We start from the raw sequence: 20,679 nt of genomic DNA on the forward strand, positions 1-20,679 counted from the left end.
ATAGCTCTCGCTCCGATATGGTCTGTTGCGCCCCTGCGTTCTGACACGCCCACGGCGCGAATACTTTGACTCAGGTCAAACCGCCGCGTCGGTCCTCTCGGACGCCTGCCGCCGCAGCCACGTCACGAAGGCCCTTGCCTTGGGCCGCAGCACGCCAGGCCGGGTGACGATGTGGTACCCCGTTTCACCCGCATCCCGAAACAGCAGCTTCAGCCGCCCCGCCTCCAGCTCCGCCTCGACCGAGGACATGGCGGTGCTGATCACCCCCTGCCCGGCCCGCGCGCCGTCCAGCATCAGGTTGCCGGGGACCTGCGTCACGCTCTTGGCGCGCCCTTCCGTCACCCCGTGCTTGCGCAGCCAGTCGGTGGATTCCGACGTGCCCAGCTCCTCCAGCCACGGATACGCCAGCAGGTGCTCGGGCCGGGTGATCTCGCAGTCGCCCACCAGCTTGGGCGCGGCGGTGATCACGATGTCCGACGGCACCAGCATCTCCACCTCCAGCCCCGGCCAATTGCCGTCGCCGAACCGGATCGCAAGGTCATAGCCCCCCGGCGTCAGCTCGTGCAGCTCCGCCGACGGGTTGATCATCAGGTCCACGCCCGGGTGCCGCGTCTGGAAATCCATCAGCCGCGGCATCAGCCAGGTCGAGGCGAACAACTGCGTCGTCGACACCTGCACCGCCCGGTCCGCATCGGCCCCGGTCAGGGCGTCGATGCTGCGCGCGATCGTGTCGAACCCGGTCTTCAGCGCATCGGCCAGCTCGCGCCCCTCGGTGGTCAGCTGCAGCTTGCGCCCGCTGCGATCCACCAGCGGCACCCCCATCCGCGTCTCCAGCGCCTTGACCTGCTGGCTTATCGCGGCATGGCTGACATTCAGCGCCGCCCCCGCCGCCTGGGCCGAGCCGGTCTCGGACAGGGCCGCAAAGGCGCGCAATGCCGTCAGGGGCGGGAGGGTCAGCCAATCCGTCATGTAATCTCAGCTTACATATCGGAATTTTTCCTGAGTCGCAATGACGCGCTATAGGTGCCAGATTGAGGCTATCACACGAACCCGAAAGGAACACGACATGCTTGGTATTCTTTCAGATAGCTTCCGCACCGCCACCCGCCTCAATGACACCAACATTCGCGAGGGCCGCGGCCACTGGGCGCCCAACACGCGCTTCGACAACCGCCGCGATGCCGAGCTTGAGGCGCATCGCATCGCCCGCCTGCCGCGCTAGGCCGACCCAATGTTCGAGGCCCGCATCTTTCATCCCAAACCGGCCTCGCGCCCCCGGCCCTGTCCCTGGCCCTGGCGCACGCGCCGCTGGCCCTTCCAAACTCCTGATGTCGGCCCGCGCGCGCGTTAGGCGCGCGGGGCTTCTCCCCTGACTGGCCCGTGGTCCCGGTCTCATGGCCGCGCCACGGGTCTTTTTTGACCAACAGGACCCACCTTATGACCTGGAACCTGGCTCACACCGCAGACACGCCCGCCGGCCCCGTCGCCTGGGGCAGCGCCGGGTCGGGTCCGCCGCTCGTGCTTGCCCATGGCTGGCCGTGGTCGTCGGTGTCGTGGCACCGGCTCATCCCCGCCCTGGCCGAAACCCATAGCGTCCACTGGTACGACATGCCCGGATATGGCCGCTCCGGCAAACGCGCCGATCAGCCCACCGGCCTCGACGTGCAGGGACAGGTCTTTGCCCACATGCTCACCCATTGGGGCCTCGACCGCCCCCGCGTCGTGGCGCATGATTTCGGCGGGGCGACCAGCTTGCGCGCGCATCTGCTGCACGGGGCCGAATTCGACCGTCTCGTGCTGATGAACGTCGTGGCGATGCGGCCCTGGGGGTCGGCTTTCTTCGATCATGTCGGCCGCCATGTCGACGCCTTCACCGGCCTGCCCCCGCATATCCACGAGGCCATCGTGCGGGCCTATATCGGCGGAGCGCTGGTCACCGGCCTTGATGCCGACGACACCGAGGCGCTCGTCGCCCCCTGGCTGGATGACGCCGGACGCGCCAGTTTCTACCGCCAGTTCGCCCAGGCCGACGAGGGCTTCACCGCCGATATCGAACCCCGCTATGGCGAGGTCCGCTGCCCGGTCACGATAATCTGGGGAGAGGCCGATCCCTGGATCCCGCTCGACCGGGGCCGCGCCCTGCATGGCCTGATGCCAGGGTCGGACTTTAAGACGCTGCCGGGCGTCGGCCACCTGCCCCAGCTCGAAGCGCCCGAGGCGGTATTGCGCGCCCTGTCGGGCGTGCTCGAAAACTGACCTGGTGAAACGAAAAACACCGGCCCCTCCTGGAATGCGCGAACAGAGGGAGGGGCCGGTGCCGTCCCGGGGGCATTGCAATAGTGCCTCCGGGAATTTCGATATGGGAACGTCAGCTCATTCGCCGCCGCCCAGCTGGTGGACATAGGCCGCCACCGCGCGGATCTCGGCCTCCGTCAGGCGCTCTTGCCAGGGCGGCATCACGCCAAAGCGCGAGTTCCACACCGTCTCGTAAAGCGCGTCGTAATCCCCGCCATAAAGCCAGATCGCGTCGGTCAGGTTGGGCGCGCCCTGTTCGACCATGCCCTTGCCCTGCTCGCCGTGGCAGGCGGCACAGTTGTACTCGAACACTTCCGCACCGGCTTCGGCGGCTTCCGCGTCCTGCGGCTCGCCCGACAGGGACATTACGTGGTTCACCACCTGCACGACCTCTTCCTCGGTCAGCAGCTCGTCACGACCAAAGGCCGGCATGGCCGAGTAGCGCGCGTCGGGGTCCTCGTCGTTGCGGATCCCGTGGGTGACGGTGGTATGGATCGCCTCCATCGTGCCGCCCCACAGCCACGCGTCGTCCGACAGCGTCGGATAGCCGGTGGCCCCGCCACCCTCGCGCCCGTGGCACTGCACGCACCAGGTGTTGAACACCGCCTCTCCGGCCGACCGGGCATAACCTGCCAGCTCGTCATCGCCGGGGATCGCCGCCAGCTCGGCACTTGCCAGCCGCTCGTTGATCTGCGCGTTGGCCGCCTCGGCCGCCTCGATCTCGGTCTGCACGTTGGCCCGGGTCGAGTACCCCAGGTAACCTTGCGTCGCGCCCGAGATCATCGGCCAGGCCGGATAGGCGATCGTGTACCACACGCCCCAGATGATGGTGGCGTAGAACACCCACAGCCACCAGCGCGGCAAGGGATTGTTGTACTCCTCGATCCCGTCCCATTCGTGGCCGGTCGTCTCGACCTCGTGCTTGTCTTGCGGTTTCTTAGCCATTGTTCTGGTCCTCCTCGGAGGCACGGCGCGTGGCCGGGGCCGGCGCATCTTCGTTGCGGAAGGGAATGTCGGCGACATCCTGGTAGGCGCCCCGCGATCCGGGCCGCATGACCCAGAGCACGACGCCGATGAAGAAGGTGAAGAGCGCCAGCAGCATCCAGCTGTCCGCGAACTCCCTCAGCAGGGAATAGGTGTCCATCGTCGTCCCTCCTTACCGGCTGGCCACGGGCGTGAAGGTCGAGAAATCGACCAGCGTGCCCAGCATCTGCAGATAGGCGATCAGGGCGTCGGCTTCGCTGATGCCCGGACGGCCGTCGAAATTGGCCACCTGCGCGCTTTCGCCATACCGCTCGATCAACCCGTCATAGTCGCTGTCGGGATCGGCCTGCGCCTTGAAATCCGCCTGCGCGTTTTCCACATGCGCGTCCTCGTAGGGCACACCCACCAGCTTGTGCGTCGCCAGAAGCTCATCCACGTACTGCCCGTCGATCAGCCGCTCCTCGAGATAGCCATACTTGGGCATCACCGATTCCGGCACCACCGATTGCGGGTCGCGCAGGTGGTCCACATGCCAGGCGTTCGAGTACCGCCCGCCAACGCGCGCCAGGTCCGGCCCGGTGCGCTTCGACCCCCACTGGAACGGGTGGTCGTACTGGCTCTCTGCCGCAAGGCTGTAATGCCCGTACCGCTCCACCTCGTCCCGCATCGGCCGGATCATCTGGCTGTGGCAGACGTAGCATCCCTCGCGGATGTAGATGTCACGCCCGGTCAGCTCCAGCGGGGTGTAGGGACGCATCCCTTCCACTTCCTCAATGGTGTTCTCCAGCCAGAACAGCGGTGCGATCTGCACGATGCCGCCGATGGTCACCACCAGGAAGGCAAAGATCGCCAGCAGGGTCACGTTGCGTTCCAGGATCTGGTGCCGGTCCAGGAAGGTCTTCTTCTTGGGCCGGTCCCCCACGCCCGAGGCCGAAGCCGGCATCGGGGGTTTCTGCATTCTATCGTCAGCCATTTTTCCGGCCCTCCTTATTCAGCCGGGACAGCGGAGTTGTCGGTTTGCACCGCCGGGCTCCGTCTGACTGTCATGTAAAGGTTGTAGCACATGATGAGTGCACCGGAGAGGAACATGACCCCGCCCAGACCGCGCACCACGTACATCGGAAGCTTCGCGCTCACCGTGTCGGCGAAAGAGTTCACCAGGAACCCGTTGGCATCCACTTCACGCCACATCAGGCCCTCCATGATACCCGTCACCCACATCGACGCCGCGTAAAGAATGATCCCGATCGTCGCCAGCCAGAAGTGCCAGCTCACCAGGCTCAGGGAATACAGCCGCTCGCGGTTCCACAGCTTCGGCACCAGGAAGTAAAGGCAGCCGAACGTGATCATCCCGTTCCAGCCCAGCGCGCCGGAATGCACGTGCCCGATGGTCCAGTCGGTGTAATGCGACAGGCTGTTCACCGCGCGGATCGACATCATCGGCCCCTCGAAGGTGGACATCCCGTAAAAGCCCAGGCTGATCACCATCATTCGGATCACCGGATCGGTCCGCAGCTTGTCCCACGCGCCACTCAGCGTCATCAGACCGTTGATCATCCCGCCCCAGGACGGCATCCACAGGATGATCGAGAACACCATGCCCAGCGTCGAGGCCCAGTCGGGCAGCGCCGTGTAATGCAGGTGGTGCGGACCGGCCCAGATATAAAGAAAGATCAGCGCCCAGAAGTGGATGATCGACAGTTTATAGCTGAACACCGGCCGCCCGGCCTGTTTCGGCACGAAGTAGTACATCATCGCCAGGAACCCTGCGGTCAGGAAGAAGCCCACGGCGTTATGCCCGTACCACCACTGCGTCATCGCGTCCTGCACGCCCGAAAAGACCTGCACGGACTTGGAACCGAAGATGCTCACCGGGATGCTCAGGTTGTTCACCACGTGCAGCATCGCGACCGTGATGATGAACGACAGGTAGAACCAGTTCGCCACGTAGATATGCGGCTCTTTCCGCTTCACCAGCGTGCCGACGAACACGGCCAGGTAGGACACCCAGACGATGGTCAGCCACCAGTCCACGTACCATTCCGGCTCGGCATATTCCTTGGATTGCGTCGCGCCCAGCAGGTAGCCGGTCGCGGCCAGCACGATCACCAGCTGGAATCCCCAGAACACGAACCACGCCAGGTTCCCGCCCCACAGGCGCGCCGCACAGGTGCGCTGCACCACGTAAAACGACGTCGCGATCAGGGCGTTGCCGCCAAAGGCGAAGATCACCGCGCTGGTGTGCAGGGGCCGCAGCCGGCCAAAGTTCATGTAGCCTTGCGCCCATTCGAAGTTGAGGCTCGGAAAGGCCAGTTGGAACGCGATGAACGTCCCCACCAGAAAGCCCACGACTCCCCAAAGCGCCGTGGCGATCACCCCGGCGCGCACGACCCCGTCCATGTATTCCCCGGACAGATCGACCACGGGGCGGTCCTCGTCCGTGTTGCGCAGCACCCAGATGAACATGCCCGCCGCCACCAGGGCGATGGTCAGCGCATTCACAAGGTACGCGATATCCCGTGCCTGGTTGGCGGCGAACAGCGCGAAGAACGCGATCAGCCCCAGCAGGATCAGTTTTACGTAGTTACCCATTTTGCGTCCCTTTGCCGTATGTCCGCACGGACGCCCCCCGGGGGCGCCGCACGGATCTATCAGACTGACCCGCTTATTTCCGATGGCGACTCGGGGCGCTTTGATCTGCATCAAAGGTTTTGCAGGTAACGGTTGATCCCCATCAAGGCGCGCCACGCGGCCCGGACCTACGCTCTGCGCGAACGGTCAATAAACGGAGTACCGCAATGTCCTGGAAAACGATCTTCTGCGCGCTGTCCGACTTGTCCCGGGTCGAGCACACCCTGACCCATGCCGCCGATCTCGCCCGCCTGCACGGCGCGCATCTCGACGTGCTCAGCCTCGGTGTCGCCCGCGATCCGGCCACGCATTACTTCTCCGGCGCCGGCGCCTCCGCCATGATGGTGCAGAACATATTCGAAGGCTGCCACGAGGAAGCCGCCGAGATCGACAGCGCCGCGCGCGCGGTTCTGGGCAAGCAGGACGGTTTCTTCTGGTCCTGCGACAAGGGCGTCGCGCAGCTGGCCGACCTGGGGCACCATGTGGCCGACCGCGCCCGCTTTGCCGATCTCGCCGTGCTGCCCATGCCCTACGGCGAGGGGCTGGGCCCCGAGCTTGCCCCCCTGACCGAGGCGATCCTGTTCGACGGGCGCATCCCCGCCATGGTCCTGCCGAACGCCGCCGACATCACCCTCGACCCCAGGCGGGTCGTGGTCGCCTGGAATGACGGGCGCGAGGCGCTGCGCGCGGTCCGCGACGCGCTGCCGATGCTGCAACGCGCCGACCGCGTGCATGTCGTGGTGGTCGATCCGCCGGTGCACGGCCCGAACCGCTCCGATCCCGGCGGGCTGGTCTCGCAATATCTGGTGCGCCACGGCGTCACGGTCGAAATCGACGTGCTGTCGAAAACCCTGCCCCGCGTCGCCGACGTGCTCCTGCGCCGCGCGCAGGACATCGACGCCGACGCGCTGGTCATGGGCGCCTACGGCCATTCCCGCGTCCGCGAGGCGGTCTTCGGCGGCGCCTCCCGCCACATGCTGGAGCATGCGCCACTGCCGCTCTTCATGGCGCACTAAGGCGGGGACCATCGCGGCGCTCGGGACAAGGCACAGGTCTTGTCCCCCTCGGCCTCAGACCGACCCGAGGTAGTACCCGATGGCCTCTTCCAGTTCCGTCTCCTCGTACCCGAAATGCGAACGCACGACCTCTTCCAGCTTTCGGTACGTGGCGGCGGCCTGGGCAAAGTTCGCCTCGACGGGGTTGTCCGCAAGCGCGTCCGCGGCGTGCCCCAGGCGGACGATCAACTCGTGGACCACCTCGTGCTCGGACAGGAGCTTGGCCACGACCTCCAAAAACATCCCGCCGCCCGCCGCCTCGATCCGCGGAAACATATCCGTGGTCTCGATGTCGTGGTGCAGCTTCAACACCTGGCACTCGCGCCCGCACAGCGTTCCGAACACGCGGAAATTTTCGGCCATGTCCAGCGACAGCACGATCTGCCTCAGGTCGTCGGGCGGGCTGTCCCGCGCCTCGATCCGCGCCAGCACCGCGCCGATCTGCGCCATCTCCATCAGGTAGTGCCGGTGGATCGCCGCCAGCTGCCGGCCCTGCCGCCGGTGCCTGTCCGTGGCCTCCGGCACAGGCGGCGCCGTCGGCCGCGCGGCTTCGTCAAGGGTAAGGTCGTCCAGCGAGCGGGTCGAAAGATCGGTCATGCCCGCTAACAAAGCCCCCGCCCTCGTGAAGTCAAGACCGCCCAACACACCGTAGGGTGGGTGAAAACCCACCTTTGGTGGATGAAAACCCACGCGCCGCGCCTTAACCAGGCATTAACCCCGAACGCTCGGTTAACCCCACCAATCCGGGAAAATCGCACCGTCGCGATACCACTCAAATACCGACGCGATACCGACATCGAATTTTGACTGAAATCAAACGGTTAACCCCGATTCCCGGGCTCAGGCCAGCATCCCGCCGTCACTGTCGTCGCCCGCCTCTTCCAGCAGGCGGTCGAAATCCGGCACCGTCACATGCCGCTTGCCTTCCAGGTGGATCACCTGGTCGCGCTTCAACGCGCTGATCTGCCGGCTCACCGTCTCCAGCGTCAGGCCAAGGTAATCGGCCATCGCCTCGCGTGTCAGCGGCAGGTCGAACACCACCTGGCCCGCGGCCTTGGACATGTTCAGCACCGCGTTGCGCCGACCCAGGATGGCCAGGAAAGACGCGATCTTCTCCCGCGCCGTCTTGCGCCCCAGCAGCAGCATCCATTCGCGCGCCGCATCCAGCTCGTCCAGCGTCATCTCTAGCAGGCGCTGCCCGATATGCGGGGTGACTTCCATCATGTTTTCAAAGGGATGCTTGCGGAAACAGCACATCACCACGTCGCTCACCGCGACCACGTTATAGGCCGCCTTCTCGCGCCCCGGACGGCCCACGAAATCGCTCGGCAACAGCAGACCCACCATCTGCGTGCGCCCGTCCTCCAGCGTCTGCGTCAGCATCGCGATGCCGGAAACGACCGAGCCCACGAAATCCATCCGGTCCCCAGCCCAGATCAGCGTCCGTCCCGCCTCGAAGCTGCGGTAGTACTTGATCTGGTCCAGCTGCTCCAGTTCCTGCGCGTCACATCGCGCGCACACCGCCCTGTGCCGAATGGGGCATTCCCCGCATTCACGGGGGATCGCGTCATGTGCGTCTTTGAGCATCGACAGTGCTTTCGGTCGAGTTGATCTGCATCAAGGTTTTTGTGTTTTCCCACCTCTAATCTAACGTCATGATTGACCGAGAACAACTCCGCAGACTGGGACTGTTCGACGCGAATGTACCGCGTTACACCAGCTATCCCACGGCCCCGCATTTCTCTGATTCCGTTGGGTTTTCGACCATGCGGGACTGGATTTCCGCCATCACGCCGGGCAGCGCGATTTCGCTTTACCTGCATGTGCCTTTCTGCCGCAGGTTGTGCTGGTTCTGCGCCTGCCGGACGCAAGGCACCAAGTCGCTCTCGCCCGTCGCCGCCTACGTGGAAACGCTCAAGGCCGAGCTGGCGCTTCTGAAGAACACCCTGCCCGAAGGCGTCACCCTGTCGCGCCTGCACTGGGGCGGCGGTACGCCGACGCTGCTGTCGGCCGACCTGATCACCGACCTCGCCAGCGCCGTGCGCGACGCCGTGCCGTTCGGCGACGACACCGAGTTCTCGGTCGAGATCGACCCGAACGAGATCGACGCCCCCCGGATCGAGGCGCTCGCCGCCGCGGGCATGAACCGCGCGTCCGTGGGCGTGCAGGATTTCGACGACGTGATCCAGCAGGCCATCGGCCGCATCCAGACCTTCGACATCACCCGCGACACGATCGACGCATTGCGCGCCGCCGGGGTGCGCAGCCTCAACGCCGACATCCTTTACGGCCTGCCGCACCAGACCGGGGCGCGCATGGTCGAAAGCGTGCAAAAGCTTTTGTCGCTCAACCCCGACCGCGTGGCGCTTTACGGCTATGCCCACGTGCCGTGGATGGCCAAGCGCCAGCAACTCATCCCGTCCGACGCGCTGCCCACGCCCGAGGAACGGCTGGAGCTGTTCGATGCCGCCCGCCGCCTGTTCGTCTGGGATGGCTATCAGAAGATCGGGATAGACCATTTCGCCACGCCCGATGACGGCCTCAGCATCGCGAAGAAGCTGGGGCGCCTGCGCCGCAACTTCCAGGGCTACACCGACGACACGTCCGAGGTCCTGGTGGGCCTTGGCGCCTCGTCGATCTCGCGTTTTCCGCAAGGCTATGCCCAGAACGCCCCCGCCACCGGCGCCCACACCGGCGCCATTCGCGAGGGCCGCTTCTCCACCAGTCGAGGGCACGTGTTCAAGGGTCAGGATCTTTTGCGGGCGCGCCTCATCGAGGCCGTCATGTGCGATTTCCGGGTCGATGCCGGTGAAATCTGCGAGACGTTCAGCATGTCCCGCCAGGCTGTCCGCAGCTTGCTCGAACCGACGGCACGCGCCTTCGACGGACTTGTCGACCTCAGCAACGAAGGTCTCTTCATCCCCCCGGCGGCGCGCCCGCTGACGCGGATGATCGCCCGCAGCCTCGACGCCTACGACCTCAGCCGCGCGGGCCACAGCCCGGCGATCTGACGCGCTTCAGATCAGTCGCTTTTCCAGCACAAGCGCATCGACCGGGCGGCCCTGGGACCGGGTATAGTAGCCCACCCGCCGCGCCAGGTCCGAGAACCCTTCGGACAGGTAGAGCGCCAGCGCGGCGTCATTGTCGGCGGCCACTTCCAGAAACAGGCGCTCGGCCCCGCGGGACACGGCCGCGTCTTCGAAAGCGCGCAGGCAGGCCCGCCCGCGCCCCTGGCGGCGCACCCTCGGATCGGTGGCCAATGTCAACAACTCGGCTTCGCCCGCCACGGCCTGCCCCATGGCAAAGGCCTTGGTGTCCCCCACGACGAAAACATGGTCCCAGTCCAGAAGGTCCCGAAATTCCGCCGCGCTCCAGCTGCGACTTTGCCCTGCAAAGGCCCGCGCATGAAGATCCGCCAGCGCCTCAGGCGTCATCGAGGATGACCGGCGGCACGTCCCGTGACGGCGCCGCGTCCGCGGGCTTGAGGTAGAGCGGCGCGGGCGGCGGTACCGGCTCGCCCAACCTGCTCGCCGCGATCAGGGCAATCGCCGTCGCGGGATCGTGGAGCGGGCGCAACGCCTGCGCCCCGATCCGGGCCGCCACGGGCTCGGCTGCCGCACCGACACACTGCAGATTGGCGTCGAAAATCTCCGCAGACACCTCGTCGAGCGGCACCAGCTTCGGCCCGAACGCCCGCCGCAATCCGAACCCTTGGGCATAGACCTGATCCCGCGGCGCATCGCGTACCGACAGGATCGGACCGTCAAGGCCGAACGCCGCCGCTTCCAGGATGCTGACCCCCACTGCGGGCACGTCCAGCGACAGGGCCAGCCCCCGCGCCGCGGAAACGGAAATGCGAATGCCTGTGAAATTTCCCGGCCCTATCCCCACGCCGATAGCATCGAGGTCGCCCCATGCGGCCCCCGCGCGGTCCAGCGTCTCTTCCAGCGCCGGGAAAAGGGCCTCGGCCTGGCCCTTGGGCATTTCGACATGCGATTCCGCCACGATGCCCTGCCCCGAAAGCAAGCACACCCCCAGCCAGGGGCCGGAGGTGTCGAATGCCAGAACGCGCCGAGCGTCGGTCACGAGGTCAGACCCCGACCGGACGCACCTCGGTGACTTCGGGGATGTAGTGGCGCAGCAGGTTCTCGATCCCCATCTTCAGGGTGATGGTCGAGGACGGGCACCCGGCACAGGCGCCCTGCATGTGCAGGTAGACAACGCCGCGTTCAAAGCCATGAAACGTGATATCGCCGCCATCCTGCGCCACCGCCGGGCGCACGCGGGTGTCCAGCAGCTGCTTGATCTGGTCGATGACTTCCGCGTTTTCGCCTTCGCTCGCGGCGTGGCCCGACTCGGCGGCCTCGCCCGTCATGACCGGCTGACCGGACTGGAAATGCTCCATGATCGCGCCCAGGATCGCGGGCTTCACGTGATCCCACTCCACCGCGTCCTGCTTGGTCACGGTGACGAAATCATTGCCGAGGAAGACCCCGGTCACACCGTCCACGCCAAAGACGCGCGCGGCCAGCGGCGACTTGTCGGCAGTGTCCGCCGTGGGAAAATCCGCGGTCCCGGCTTCCAGCACGGTCTGGCCGGGAAGGAATTTCAGCGTTGCGGGATTCGGGGTCGATTCTGTCTGGATGAACATGGTGCGCGCCCTCTTTTTCAGTTGCTCAAGATATGCGCAGCGGGGTGGGCGCTGTCAAGGTTTGGAACGATTCTAAAAAAGACGGTCACGTGATCGCTTCCAGCCGCTCCTTGCTCAAATCACCCGGAACAATGGTGATCGGGATCGGCAACCCACCGGAATTCTTCGACAATTGCGACACCAGCGGGCCCGGGCCCTTCTTGTCGGCACTGGCGCCAAGCACCAGCACGCCGATTTCGGTGTCTTCCTGGACCTGCGCCATGATCTCGGCCACCGGCTCGCCCTCGCGGATGACCAGCTCGGGGTCGATGCCCTGCTTGTCGCGCATCCACTTGGCGAAAACCTCGAAATGCGCGTGGATTCGCTCGCGGGCCTCCTCGCGCATGATGTCCCCAACGCCGATCCAGTGGTTGAACTCCTCGGGCGGAATCACCGCGAGAATTTCGACACCGGCCTGCGTGTTCTTGGCGCGCATGGCGGCGAACCGCATCGCGTTGAGGCATTCGCGGCTGTCGTCCAGCACCACGAGAAACTTGCGCATGATGTTCCCTTTGTCTTGCGGCGTTCATATTGCCGGGTTCGAAGGCATCGGGCAACCGCCGCTTTCGGGTTGGGCCGACCGGACCGCTATCAATCGAACGTGCCCGCCACCCGGCCCACCAGCATGAAGGCGCGCGCCGTACGCGTGTCCGACATCTCGGACATCTCGGCATCCGTCGCCACCTCGGCGAACTGGCTGATCGTGCGGTCGAAAAGCCGAAGGAAGTGGTGCGCCGCATCGCGAAAGATCGTGTCCTGCTTCATCCGCGCGGCCGTCAGCGCCAGCGACGAACGGTCCCGCACCCCGCCCAGCGCGGCCACGGCGCGCCCCCGTTCCCCGGCGGCGAAGCGGCGCCAGACCTCGGGGCGGGCCATGTCGGGGCGCAGGTCGTCCATGTAGATACCGTCCTGCGACAGCAGCGTCAGCACGTCCTGGCTGGCCTGGATCAACTGCGCGCTCTGCCGGTTCTTCAGCGCCCGCCGCAACGCCGCAAAGCCGGCCCTGTCCTCGGCATTCTCGGGAAAGTTCAGCGCGCGAATGAAATCCTCGGTGGCCAAGGGGGGCGTCATGTCCTCGGGCGGCGTGCCCAGCGGCAGCGCCACCTGGTCGGAGCTGGTCTCTTCCGGCGCGTGCACCGGCGCGGGGCGCGGCTCCGTGGCCTGCCGCACGGTCGAGAACGTGGCTAGGGCCGTCTCCGTCTTGCGCTGCGCCGCCGCGATTTCCTCGAGCTTCTTGGCGACAGAGGTCTGCGAAACGTCATGGACGCCCTGGCTCTGCGCCACGTAAGCTTGCCGGATCGCGTCGATCGCCGTTTGCAAGCGCTGGCTCTCTTCACGCATCACCTTGCTGGACCGCGCCGCGGTCGCCGCGACCCAGATCATCGCCACCGGCATGAAGATCGCCAGCAGCACCACCACGAACTGCAGCGCCCCGCCGGATTCGGTGAACATGCCCATCGGCTCCAGCACCAGAAAGAACACCGCCGTTCCCAGCAGCCACACCGCTGTCAGGGCGAGCGCGATCACCTCGACCCCGGTCACCCTGTCCTTGCGGGGCCGGTCATAGACGCCAAGCGGCGTCTGCGGTGACTGGTTTCGGTCGGTCATGGGCAAACCTGAGTGAAAGGTATCGGGTCAGATAAAGGCGACCTTCAGCACTTCGTAGGCCTTGTCGCCACCTGGTGTGCGCACTTCTACGCTATCGCCCTCTTCCTTGCCAATGAGCGCACGCGCGATCGGCGATTTCACGTTCAGCAGGCCCTTTTCGATATTGGCCTCGTACTCGCCCACGATCTGATAGGTCTTTTCCTCGTCCGTATCCTCGTCCACCAGGGTCACCGTGGCGCCGAACTTGATCGGGCCGGACAGCTTCTTGGGGTCGATCACGTCCGCCAGGCTGATCGCGCCTTCCAGTTCCTTGATACGGCCCTCGATGAAGGACTGCTTTTCCTTGGCGGAGTGGTACTCGGCATTCTCCGACAGGTCGCCATGCTCGCGCGCCTCGGAAATCGCCTTGATGATGGCGGGGCGCTCGACGGATTTCAGCTGTTTCAGCTCCGCGTTCAGCGCATCGAAACCGTCCTGTGTCATCGGGATCTTATCCATGACCTGTCCTTTTTTCTGTCCCTAGTATCACCAAGGGGCCGCCCTTCCGCGACCCCGTGCCATTTTCAAACCATGCGCGACAGATTGACCCGACCTGACCCGGCAATGCAAGTGGGACCTGACCGTCGCCCGCGCAATCGCGCCGAAACTTGCGCCTTTTTGACGCTTTTGGGTACCTGTTACGTCGTGTTCGAATTGACCTTGCGCAACCCCGCGCGATAACCAGTTGCGAAGTTTCTTACGCGGGCCGGAATACGACCGGACGACCAGGAGAGGACCAAGATGACCCAAGTCGAACGCGAAGCCATGGAATACGACGTCGTGATCGTCGGCGCGGGGCCCGCGGGCCTGAGCGCCGCGATCCGCCTGAAACAGCTCGACCCCGAGCGCGAGGTCGTCGTGCTGGAAAAAGGCTCCGAGGTGGGCGCGCATATCCTGTCGGGCGCGGTGCTCGATCCGTGCGGCCTCGATGCGCTCATCCCCGACTGGAAGGAAAAGGGCGCTCCCCTGAACGTCCCGGTCAAGGAAGACAATTTCTACATGCTGGGCGAGGCGGGCAAGGTCCGTATCCCCAACTTCCCCATGCCGCCGCTGATGAACAACCACGGCAATTACATCGTCTCGATGGGCAATGTCTGCCGCTGGATGGCCGAACAGGCCGAGGCCTTGGGTGTCGAGATCTTCCCCGGCATGGCCTGCTCGGAAATCGTCTATGGCGAGAACGGCGAGGTAAAGGGCGTCGTGGCCGGCGAATTCGGCAAGAACGCCGACGGCACCCCCGGACCGGGCTACGAGCCCGGCATGGAACTGCACGGTAAGTACGTGTTCCTGGGCGAAGGCGTGCGCGGGTCGCTCTCCAAGGAAGTCATCGCGAAATACGACCTTTCCAAAGGCAAGGAGCCGCAGAAATACGGCCTCGGGATGAAGGAAATCTGGGAAATCGACCCGGAAAAGCATCGCGAAGGTACCGTCACCCACACGATGGGCTGGCCCTTGGGCAAGAACGCGGGCGGTGGCTCGTTCATCTACCACCTCGACAACAACCAGGTCTATGTGGGCTTCGTGGTGCACCTGAACTACAAGAACCCGCACCTCTACCCTTACATGGAATTCCAGCGGTTCAAGCATCACCCGGTGGTGGCCGACCTGCTGAAAGGCGGCAAACGCGTCGCCTACGGCGCCCGCGCCATTTCCGAGGGCGGGTACCAGTCGATGCCCAAGATGGTTGCCCCCGGCGTCGCCCTGCTGGGCTGCTCGGTCGGCATGGTCAACGTGCCTCGCATCAAGGGCAACCATAACGCCATGCTGTCGGGCAAGGCCGCGGCCGAGGCCGCCCACGCCGCCATCGAGGGCGGGCGCGCCAGCGACGAACTGGCCGATTACGAGACCGAAGTCCGCAACGGCGCCATCGGGGCGGACCTGAAAAAGGTCCGTAACGTCAAACCCTTGTGGTCCAAGTACGGCCTCACCGCCTCGCTCACGCTTGGCGGGCTCGACATGTGGACCAACACGCTGGGCTTTTCGTTCTTCGGCACGATCGGCCACGGCAAGAACGATGCCGAGGCTACCGAACCGGCCAGCAAGCACAAGGAAATCGACTATCCCAAGCCCGACGGCAAGCTCAGCTTCGACCGGCTGACCAATGTCAGCTTCTCGATGACCAACCACGAGGAAAGCCAGCCTGCCCACCTCAAGCTGAAGGACCCGACCGTCCCTGTACAGGTGAACCTGCCCAAGTATGCCGGCCCCTCGGCCCGCTACTGCCCGGCAGGCGTCTACGAGTTCGTGGAAAAGGACGGCGAGCAGCAATTCGTCATCAACTTCCAGAACTGCGTGCACTGCAAGACCTGCGACATCAAGGATCCGACCCAGAACATCGTCTGGACCACGCCCCAGGGCGGCGACGGGCCGAATTATCCCAATATGTGACCAACAGGCGAAATGATGCGAATGCGAGGGCGGCAAATCAGCCGCCCTCATTGCGTTGGCACGCGCCACATACTACCTTCGCGCAATCACAGACCGCAGAGGCAGGGAGCTCGTACCCGTGAAAATCCTGACCGCAGGCGCAATCGCCGCGCTGTTGCAGGGCATCGCATTGCCCGCACTGGCAGACATCAATGTCGGCGCGTACCTCGCTGCAAGGCAGGCGCGCTACCTCAACGACTTCGACGCGGCCGCCCGGTACTACACGCAGGCGCTGACCCGGGACGCGGCAAACCCCGTGATTCTCGAAAGCACCGCCATCGCCTTCATGGCGCTCGGCGACATCGACCGCGCCGTTCCGGTGGCGCGGCAGATCGAGGAACAGGATCTCGAAAGCCAGGTCGCCTTCATGGCCCTGATCGCCGAGGACATGTCGAAGGGCAACCACGACGCCGTGATCGAGCGGATCGAGGCCGGCAACGGCATCGGCAAGCTGGCCGACGGTCTGGTCATGGCCTGGACCGAACTGGCCCGCGGCGATGTCGATGCGTCCCTCGCCCTGTTCGACGAGGTCGCCGAGGAACGCGGCCTGAAGAATTTCGCCCTCTATCACAAGGCGCTGGCGCTCGCCTCCGTGGGCGATTTCGAGGCCGCGGAGGCCATCTTCTCCGGCGAGGGCCAGGATGCGCCGCTGCAACGCACCCGCCGCGGCACCCGCGCCTGGATCACCGTTCTCAGCCAACTGGAGCGCAACGACGAGGCCATCGCCCTCCTGGACGATGCGTTCGGCACCACCCCGGACCCCGAGATCCTGGCACTGCGCGCCGAATTGGAAACCGGCCTGCCGGTCGCCTTCGACATGATCTCCGGGCCGCAGGATGGCGTCGCAGAGGTCTTCTTTTCCATAGGTCAGGCCCTCTTGGGCGACATGGGCGATGACTACACCCTGCTCTACGCCCGTGTGGCTCAGTACCTGAATCCCGATCATATCGACGCGGTCCTGATGTCCGCGGAACTCCTGGAGTCGCTGGAACGTTACGAACTGGCCACGCAGACTTACAAGAGCGTGCCGCGCGATCACCCCTCGTTCACCGCCGCCGAAATGGGCCGTGCCGAGGCGCTGCGCCGCGCCGACAAGCTGGATACCGCCATCGAGGTTCTGGGACAGCTGCGCGAGTCCCATCCCGACCTGCCCATGGTGCATGTCGCAGCCGCCGACCTCCATCGCCAGAACGAAGACTACGGCAAGGCCGTTACCGCATATGACACGGCCATCGAGCTTCTGGGCGAGGCGCAGCCGGGTCACTGGTTCATCTACTATGCCCGGGCCATCAGCCACGAACGCCAAGGCACTTGGGAGGAGGCCGAGGCCGATTTCCGCAAGGCGCTGGAACTGAACCCCGAACATCCGCAGGTGCTGAACTACCTCGGCTATTCGCTTGTCGAAAAACAACAGAAACTGGACGAGGCGCTCGACATGATCGAACGCGCCGCCGAGGCGCAACCCGAGTCGGGCTATATCATCGACAGCCTCGGCTGGGTTCTTTACCGGCTGGGCCGCTACGAGGAATCCATTGGTCACATGGAACGCGCCGCCGAACTGATGCCGGTGGACCCGGTGGTCAACGACCACCTCGGTGACGTCCTCTGGGCCGTGGGCCGCGAGGTCGAGGCCCGGTTCCAGTGGAGGCGCGCGCTGTCCTTCGTCGACAAGGAAAACCCCTCGCCCGATGTCGATCCCGACCGCATGCGCCGCAAGCTCGAGGTCGGCCTCGACGTCGTGCTGCAGGAAGAAGGCTCGCCCCCGCTGGAGGTTGCCGATGACGGCGGCTGAGGGCTTCGCCCCGGCCAAGATCAACCTCACACTGCACATCACCGGGCAGCGTGACGACGGTATGCACCTGCTCGATTCGCTGGTCATGTTCGCCGATGTGGGCGATCACCTGACCGTCACATTGTCGGACACGCCGCAGCTTACGGTCAGCGGGCCGATGGCAAAGGGCGTGCCGGACGGGTCCGACAACCTCGTGCTGCGAGCCGCCGACCTGATGGGGGCCAGCGCCGATATCACCCTCGACAAGGTTCTGCCCCATGCTGCCGGCCTTGGCGGCGGGTCGTCGGATGCCGCCGCGACCCTGCGCGTTCTGTCGCGCCTGACTGACACGCCCATTCCGTCCGATGTCAGCGCGCTGGGTGCCGACGTGCCGGTATGCCTTGGCAACGGCGCCGCAAGGATGCGGGGGATCGGCGAACAGGTGACCGCCGCACGCGACCTGCCCTGCCTCCACGCGGTGCTGATCCATCCCGGCGTGCCCATGCGCACGCCCGACGTCTTTGCCGCCGTCGGCCAGAAGAACAACACGCCGATGCCCTCGGAAATCCCCGAGAACCTCAGTGCGATCGACTTTATCGACTGGCTTCGGGGGATGCGCAACGACCTGGAGTATGCCGCCATCAGCCAGACGCCCGTGATCTCACAGGTACTGGGCGCGCTCACTGTGACGGCGGGCTGCCGCATGGCCCGGATGACCGGCTCTGGCAGCAGTTGCTTCGGCCTCTACACCGGCGAGGAAACGGCCCGCGCCGCCGAAGGACGTCTGAAAGAAGAGAACCCGGGCTGGTGGATCACCGCCACCCGCCTCAACGCGCAGCCCTGACCGCCGCTAGCGGATCCGGGCCACCACGTAATCCGACAGCGCCAGCAGCATGTCCCGCACCGGATGTTCGGGCAGTTGCGCCATCGCCGCGTTGGCCTTCGCCGTCCAGGCCAGCGCGTCGTCCCGTGTCGCCTCCAGCGTGCCGTGATGGGTCAGCAGCCGCAGCGCCTCGTCCAGGTCGCCGTCGCGCTGGTCGCCCTTGTCGATGGTCCGGGCCCAGAACGCGCGTTCGCCCTCGTCGGCAAGCGCCACCGCCTTGATCACCGGCAGGGTCAGCTTGCGCTCGCGGAAATCGTCGCCCACGTTCTTGCCCGTGGCCTTGGCATCGCCCTGGTAATCCAGCAGGTCATCGACAATCTGGAACGCGATGCCCAGCGCATCGCCGTAATCGAACAGCGCCTGCACCTGGTCGTCCGATACGCCCGCGATCACGCCACCCACCTCGGTCGCCGCCGAAAACAGCGCTGCGGTCTTGCCCCGCACGATCTGCAGATACACGTCCTCGTCCGTCTTCAGGCTGCGCGACGCGGTCAGTTGCAGCACCTCGCCCTCGGCAATCGTCGCCGCGGCGTTGGACAGGATGTCCAGCACCTTCAAGGATCCGGTTTCCACCATCAGCTGGAACGCCCGCGCGAACAGGTAATCCCCGGTCAACACGCTGGACTTGTTGTCGAACAGAAGGTTCGCCGTGGGCCGACCGCGGCGCTGAGCGCTTTCGTCCACCACGTCGTCGTGCAACAGCGTCGCGGTATGGATGAATTCCACCGTCGCGGCCAGCTTCACGTCGTCCTCGCCGAGATATCCGCACAGGTCCGCCGCCGCCAGCGTCAGCATCGGTCGCAGCCGCTTGCCGCCCGCCTCGACCAGGTGCGCCGTCACTTCCGGGATGCGCGGCGCGTGGCGTGACGCCATCCGCGCACGGATCAGGTTATTGACCTCGCCAAGCTTGCCCTCGAAATGCGAGGCCAGCGCTTCGTGCGGTTTGGTTGCGGCGTGGTCCAGTCCCATCAAACTCCCGTCACTCAGGCTCGACAATGCGCGTCCGGTGTCCTTAAGTCATCCCCATGAAGCATCTTCTCAGCACCACCGACCCGACCGTGATGGCATTCGCCAAAGCCTTGCTTCAGGGCGAGGATATAGACTGCTTTGAATTGGACGTAAACATGAGCGTCCTCGAGGGCGGCATCGGAATCTTCCCCCGACGCCTCATGGTCAGCGAGGATGATTATCTTCCCGCCCGCCAGGCCCTTCAGGACAACGGGATCGAGGTCGAGGCGCTTTCGTGACGCACCCGACCACCTGCGACGATTTTCTCGGCGGACGGCTGCAGATCCTGCAACCCCGGAACGGCTATCGCGCCGGCATCGACCCTGTGCTCCTGGCCGCCAGCATTCCCGCGCATCCGGGCGACACCGTGCTCGACCTCGGCTGCGGCGTCGGTGTCGCGGGGCTGTGCCTGGCCCGACGGGTGCCAGACATCCACCTGACGGGCCTGGAGCGCCAGCCCGCCTATGCGGCCCTTGCCCGATGGAACGGCACCGCGAACGAGCTGCCGTTCGAGGTCATCGAGGGCGATCTTTCCGCCATGCCCGGCACGCTCAAAGAACGGCAGTTCCACCACGTGCTGGCCAATCCGCCCTATTTCGACCGTGCCGCCAGCACCGCCGCCACCGATCCGGGCCGCGAAGGCGCCATGGGCGAGGATACACCCCTTGCAGATTGGGTCGCCGCCGCCGCCAAGCGCACCCGGCCCAAGGGCACCACCACCTTCATCCAGCGCGCCGAGCGCCTGCCAGAGCTTCTGTCCCACGCCGCGCGCCACCTTGGCAGCCTTCAGCTTCTGCCACTGATTCCCCGTCCCGGACGGGACGCGCGGCTGGTCCTTCTGCGCGGACGGCGCGGCGGACGGGCCGCATTCCGGCTGCATGACGGCTGGTGCCTGCATAATGGGCAGGTGCACGTTAACGATTCCGAAAACTACACCCCGGCAACGGCTTGCATCCTGCGCGACGGCGGGGAACTGCCTTTCCCGGCCTGATTTAGGCAAGTTGTAGCTAAATCCCGCCGCCCGATTTTGCGCACGCAGCGTGACAGATTATATCTTTTGTGCTGCACTATCCCGTGCATATCAGAAAGAGGAGACGCATTCATGGCTTTGAGTTCACATGTCGAGGAACTTAAGAAGAAACACCAGGCTCTCTCGGATCAGGTCGAAGCGGCACAGCGTGCCCCGGGCACACCCGACCTCGAAATCTCAAGCATGAAAAAGCAGAAACTCCGACTGAAGGAAGAGATCGAACGACTTTCCCATTAACATGTCACGCAAAGACTGATC

At 65.2% G+C, this 20,679-nt stretch carries 24 protein-coding genes; 10 read left to right on the forward strand and 14 right to left on the reverse strand.

Features of this window, described 5'->3' with window-relative positions:
• Positions 1 to 75 precede the first annotated feature (75 nt).
• On the reverse strand, positions 76 to 969 hold the full coding sequence (locus tag FIU89_RS17990) for a LysR family transcriptional regulator (protein ID WP_152493862.1): 894 nt from the start codon (positions 967 to 969) through the stop codon (positions 76 to 78).
• A gap of 97 nt (positions 970 to 1,066) precedes the next feature.
• Here FIU89_RS17990 and FIU89_RS22365 point away from each other — a divergent pair, with 97 nt between their 5' ends.
• Together FIU89_RS22365 and FIU89_RS17995 are read left to right on the forward strand one after the other, a co-directional pair.
• Complete coding sequence (locus FIU89_RS22365; RefSeq protein WP_172978161.1) at positions 1,067 to 1,222, forward strand: hypothetical protein; 156 nt, start codon at positions 1,067 to 1,069, stop codon at positions 1,220 to 1,222.
• A gap of 215 nt (positions 1,223 to 1,437) precedes the next feature.
• Positions 1,438 to 2,256 (forward strand): alpha/beta fold hydrolase, encoded by an 819-nt coding sequence (locus FIU89_RS17995; RefSeq protein WP_152493863.1) that lies wholly within the window; start codon positions 1,438 to 1,440, stop codon positions 2,254 to 2,256.
• 117 nt (positions 2,257 to 2,373) lie between these two features.
• On the opposite strand, the gene ccoP is transcribed toward FIU89_RS17995, so the two are convergent.
• The 4 genes from ccoP to ccoN are packed head-to-tail and all read right to left on the reverse strand — an operon-like array spanning position 2,374 to position 5,871.
• Positions 2,374 to 3,240 carry a cytochrome-c oxidase, cbb3-type subunit III gene (gene ccoP, locus FIU89_RS18000; RefSeq protein ID WP_152493864.1) on the reverse strand — a complete coding sequence of 289 codons (867 nt, stop codon included), beginning with the start codon at positions 3,238 to 3,240 and terminating at the stop codon, positions 2,374 to 2,376.
• Positions 3,233 to 3,439, reverse strand: a complete 207-nt coding sequence (locus FIU89_RS18005) for a cbb3-type cytochrome c oxidase subunit 3 (protein ID WP_152493865.1) — start codon at positions 3,437 to 3,439, stop codon at positions 3,233 to 3,235. Before FIU89_RS18005 ends, ccoP begins: the two co-directional genes overlap by 8 nt.
• A gap of 12 nt (positions 3,440 to 3,451) precedes the next feature.
• Positions 3,452 to 4,222, reverse strand: a complete 771-nt coding sequence (ccoO, locus tag FIU89_RS18010; RefSeq protein WP_152494586.1) for a cytochrome-c oxidase, cbb3-type subunit II — start codon at positions 4,220 to 4,222, stop codon at positions 3,452 to 3,454.
• Positions 4,223 to 4,266: 44 nt separating this feature from the next.
• Positions 4,267 to 5,871: a cytochrome-c oxidase, cbb3-type subunit I gene (gene ccoN, locus FIU89_RS18015; RefSeq protein ID WP_152493866.1), complete on the reverse strand. Its 1,605-nt coding sequence runs from the start codon at positions 5,869 to 5,871 to the stop codon at positions 4,267 to 4,269.
• 206 nt (positions 5,872 to 6,077) lie between these two features.
• Here ccoN and FIU89_RS18020 point away from each other — a divergent pair, with 206 nt between their 5' ends.
• Positions 6,078 to 6,926 (forward strand): universal stress protein, encoded by an 849-nt coding sequence (locus FIU89_RS18020; protein WP_152493867.1) that lies wholly within the window; start codon positions 6,078 to 6,080, stop codon positions 6,924 to 6,926.
• A gap of 54 nt (positions 6,927 to 6,980) precedes the next feature.
• On the opposite strand, the gene FIU89_RS18025 is transcribed toward FIU89_RS18020, so the two are convergent.
• A complete protein-coding gene (locus FIU89_RS18025; protein WP_152493868.1) occupies positions 6,981 to 7,562 on the reverse strand; it encodes a hemerythrin domain-containing protein in 582 nt (193 codons plus the stop codon).
• A gap of 243 nt (positions 7,563 to 7,805) precedes the next feature.
• Positions 7,806 to 8,552, reverse strand: coding sequence for a transcriptional regulator FnrL (gene fnrL, locus FIU89_RS18030; RefSeq protein ID WP_152493869.1), 747 nt, complete (start codon positions 8,550 to 8,552; stop codon positions 7,806 to 7,808).
• Between the two features lie 68 nt (positions 8,553 to 8,620).
• Between fnrL and hemN the strand changes: the two genes are divergently transcribed.
• Entirely contained in the window at positions 8,621 to 9,976 is a 1,356-nt protein-coding gene (hemN, locus tag FIU89_RS18035) for an oxygen-independent coproporphyrinogen III oxidase (protein ID WP_152493870.1), read from the forward strand.
• Positions 9,977 to 9,982: 6 nt separating this feature from the next.
• Here hemN and FIU89_RS18040 read toward each other — a convergent pair whose 3' ends face one another.
• The 6 genes from FIU89_RS18040 to greA all read right to left on the reverse strand — a co-directional run bounded on the left by FIU89_RS18040 (position 9,983) and on the right by greA (position 13,761).
• Positions 9,983 to 10,399, reverse strand: a complete 417-nt coding sequence (locus FIU89_RS18040; RefSeq protein ID WP_152493871.1) for a GNAT family N-acetyltransferase — start codon at positions 10,397 to 10,399, stop codon at positions 9,983 to 9,985.
• A complete protein-coding gene (gene tsaB, locus FIU89_RS18045; protein ID WP_152493872.1) occupies positions 10,389 to 11,051 on the reverse strand; it encodes a tRNA (adenosine(37)-N6)-threonylcarbamoyltransferase complex dimerization subunit type 1 TsaB in 663 nt (220 codons plus the stop codon). Before tsaB ends, FIU89_RS18040 begins: the two co-directional genes overlap by 11 nt.
• A 4-nt stretch (positions 11,052 to 11,055) precedes the next feature.
• On the reverse strand, positions 11,056 to 11,616 hold the full coding sequence (locus FIU89_RS18050; RefSeq protein ID WP_152493873.1) for a NifU family protein: 561 nt from the start codon (positions 11,614 to 11,616) through the stop codon (positions 11,056 to 11,058).
• 85 nt (positions 11,617 to 11,701) lie between these two features.
• Positions 11,702 to 12,157 carry a universal stress protein gene (locus FIU89_RS18055; protein WP_152493874.1) on the reverse strand — a complete coding sequence of 152 codons (456 nt, stop codon included), beginning with the start codon at positions 12,155 to 12,157 and terminating at the stop codon, positions 11,702 to 11,704.
• An 89-nt stretch (positions 12,158 to 12,246) separates the two neighbouring features.
• Positions 12,247 to 13,263, reverse strand: coding sequence for a hypothetical protein (locus FIU89_RS18060; RefSeq protein WP_152493875.1), 1,017 nt, complete (start codon positions 13,261 to 13,263; stop codon positions 12,247 to 12,249).
• Positions 13,264 to 13,290: 27 nt separating this feature from the next.
• Entirely contained in the window at positions 13,291 to 13,761 is a 471-nt protein-coding gene (gene greA, locus FIU89_RS18065; protein WP_152493876.1) for a transcription elongation factor GreA, read from the reverse strand.
• A gap of 282 nt (positions 13,762 to 14,043) precedes the next feature.
• On the opposite strand from greA, the gene FIU89_RS18070 reads away from it, so the two are divergent.
• From FIU89_RS18070 to FIU89_RS18080, 3 genes are all read left to right on the forward strand, one after another.
• Positions 14,044 to 15,690, forward strand: coding sequence for an electron transfer flavoprotein-ubiquinone oxidoreductase (locus FIU89_RS18070; protein WP_152493877.1), 1,647 nt, complete (start codon positions 14,044 to 14,046; stop codon positions 15,688 to 15,690).
• A 118-nt stretch (positions 15,691 to 15,808) separates the two neighbouring features.
• Entirely contained in the window at positions 15,809 to 17,521 is a 1,713-nt protein-coding gene (locus tag FIU89_RS18075) for a tetratricopeptide repeat protein (protein ID WP_254701730.1), read from the forward strand.
• Complete coding sequence (locus FIU89_RS18080; protein ID WP_152493878.1) at positions 17,508 to 18,344, forward strand: 4-(cytidine 5'-diphospho)-2-C-methyl-D-erythritol kinase; 837 nt, start codon at positions 17,508 to 17,510, stop codon at positions 18,342 to 18,344. Before FIU89_RS18075 ends, FIU89_RS18080 begins: the two co-directional genes overlap by 14 nt.
• Before the next feature lie 6 nt (positions 18,345 to 18,350).
• Here FIU89_RS18080 and FIU89_RS18085 read toward each other — a convergent pair whose 3' ends face one another.
• Positions 18,351 to 19,352 (reverse strand): polyprenyl synthetase family protein, encoded by a 1,002-nt coding sequence (locus FIU89_RS18085; protein ID WP_152493879.1) that lies wholly within the window; start codon positions 19,350 to 19,352, stop codon positions 18,351 to 18,353.
• A 56-nt stretch (positions 19,353 to 19,408) separates the two neighbouring features.
• On the opposite strand from FIU89_RS18085, the gene FIU89_RS18090 reads away from it, so the two are divergent.
• From FIU89_RS18090 to FIU89_RS18100, 3 genes are all read left to right on the forward strand, one after another.
• Positions 19,409 to 19,630: a DUF2007 domain-containing protein gene (locus tag FIU89_RS18090; protein ID WP_152493880.1), complete on the forward strand. Its 222-nt coding sequence runs from the start codon at positions 19,409 to 19,411 to the stop codon at positions 19,628 to 19,630.
• Positions 19,627 to 20,382, forward strand: a complete 756-nt coding sequence (locus FIU89_RS18095) for a tRNA1(Val) (adenine(37)-N6)-methyltransferase (RefSeq protein WP_254701731.1) — start codon at positions 19,627 to 19,629, stop codon at positions 20,380 to 20,382. The genes FIU89_RS18090 and FIU89_RS18095 overlap by 4 nt, the downstream gene beginning before the upstream one ends.
• A gap of 111 nt (positions 20,383 to 20,493) precedes the next feature.
• Positions 20,494 to 20,658 carry a YdcH family protein gene (locus tag FIU89_RS18100; protein ID WP_082630751.1) on the forward strand — a complete coding sequence of 55 codons (165 nt, stop codon included), beginning with the start codon at positions 20,494 to 20,496 and terminating at the stop codon, positions 20,656 to 20,658.
• Positions 20,659 to 20,679: the final 21 nt, after the last annotated feature.

The organism is Roseovarius sp. THAF27 (assembly GCF_009363655.1).
GTDB lineage: Bacteria > Pseudomonadota > Alphaproteobacteria > Rhodobacterales > Rhodobacteraceae > Roseovarius.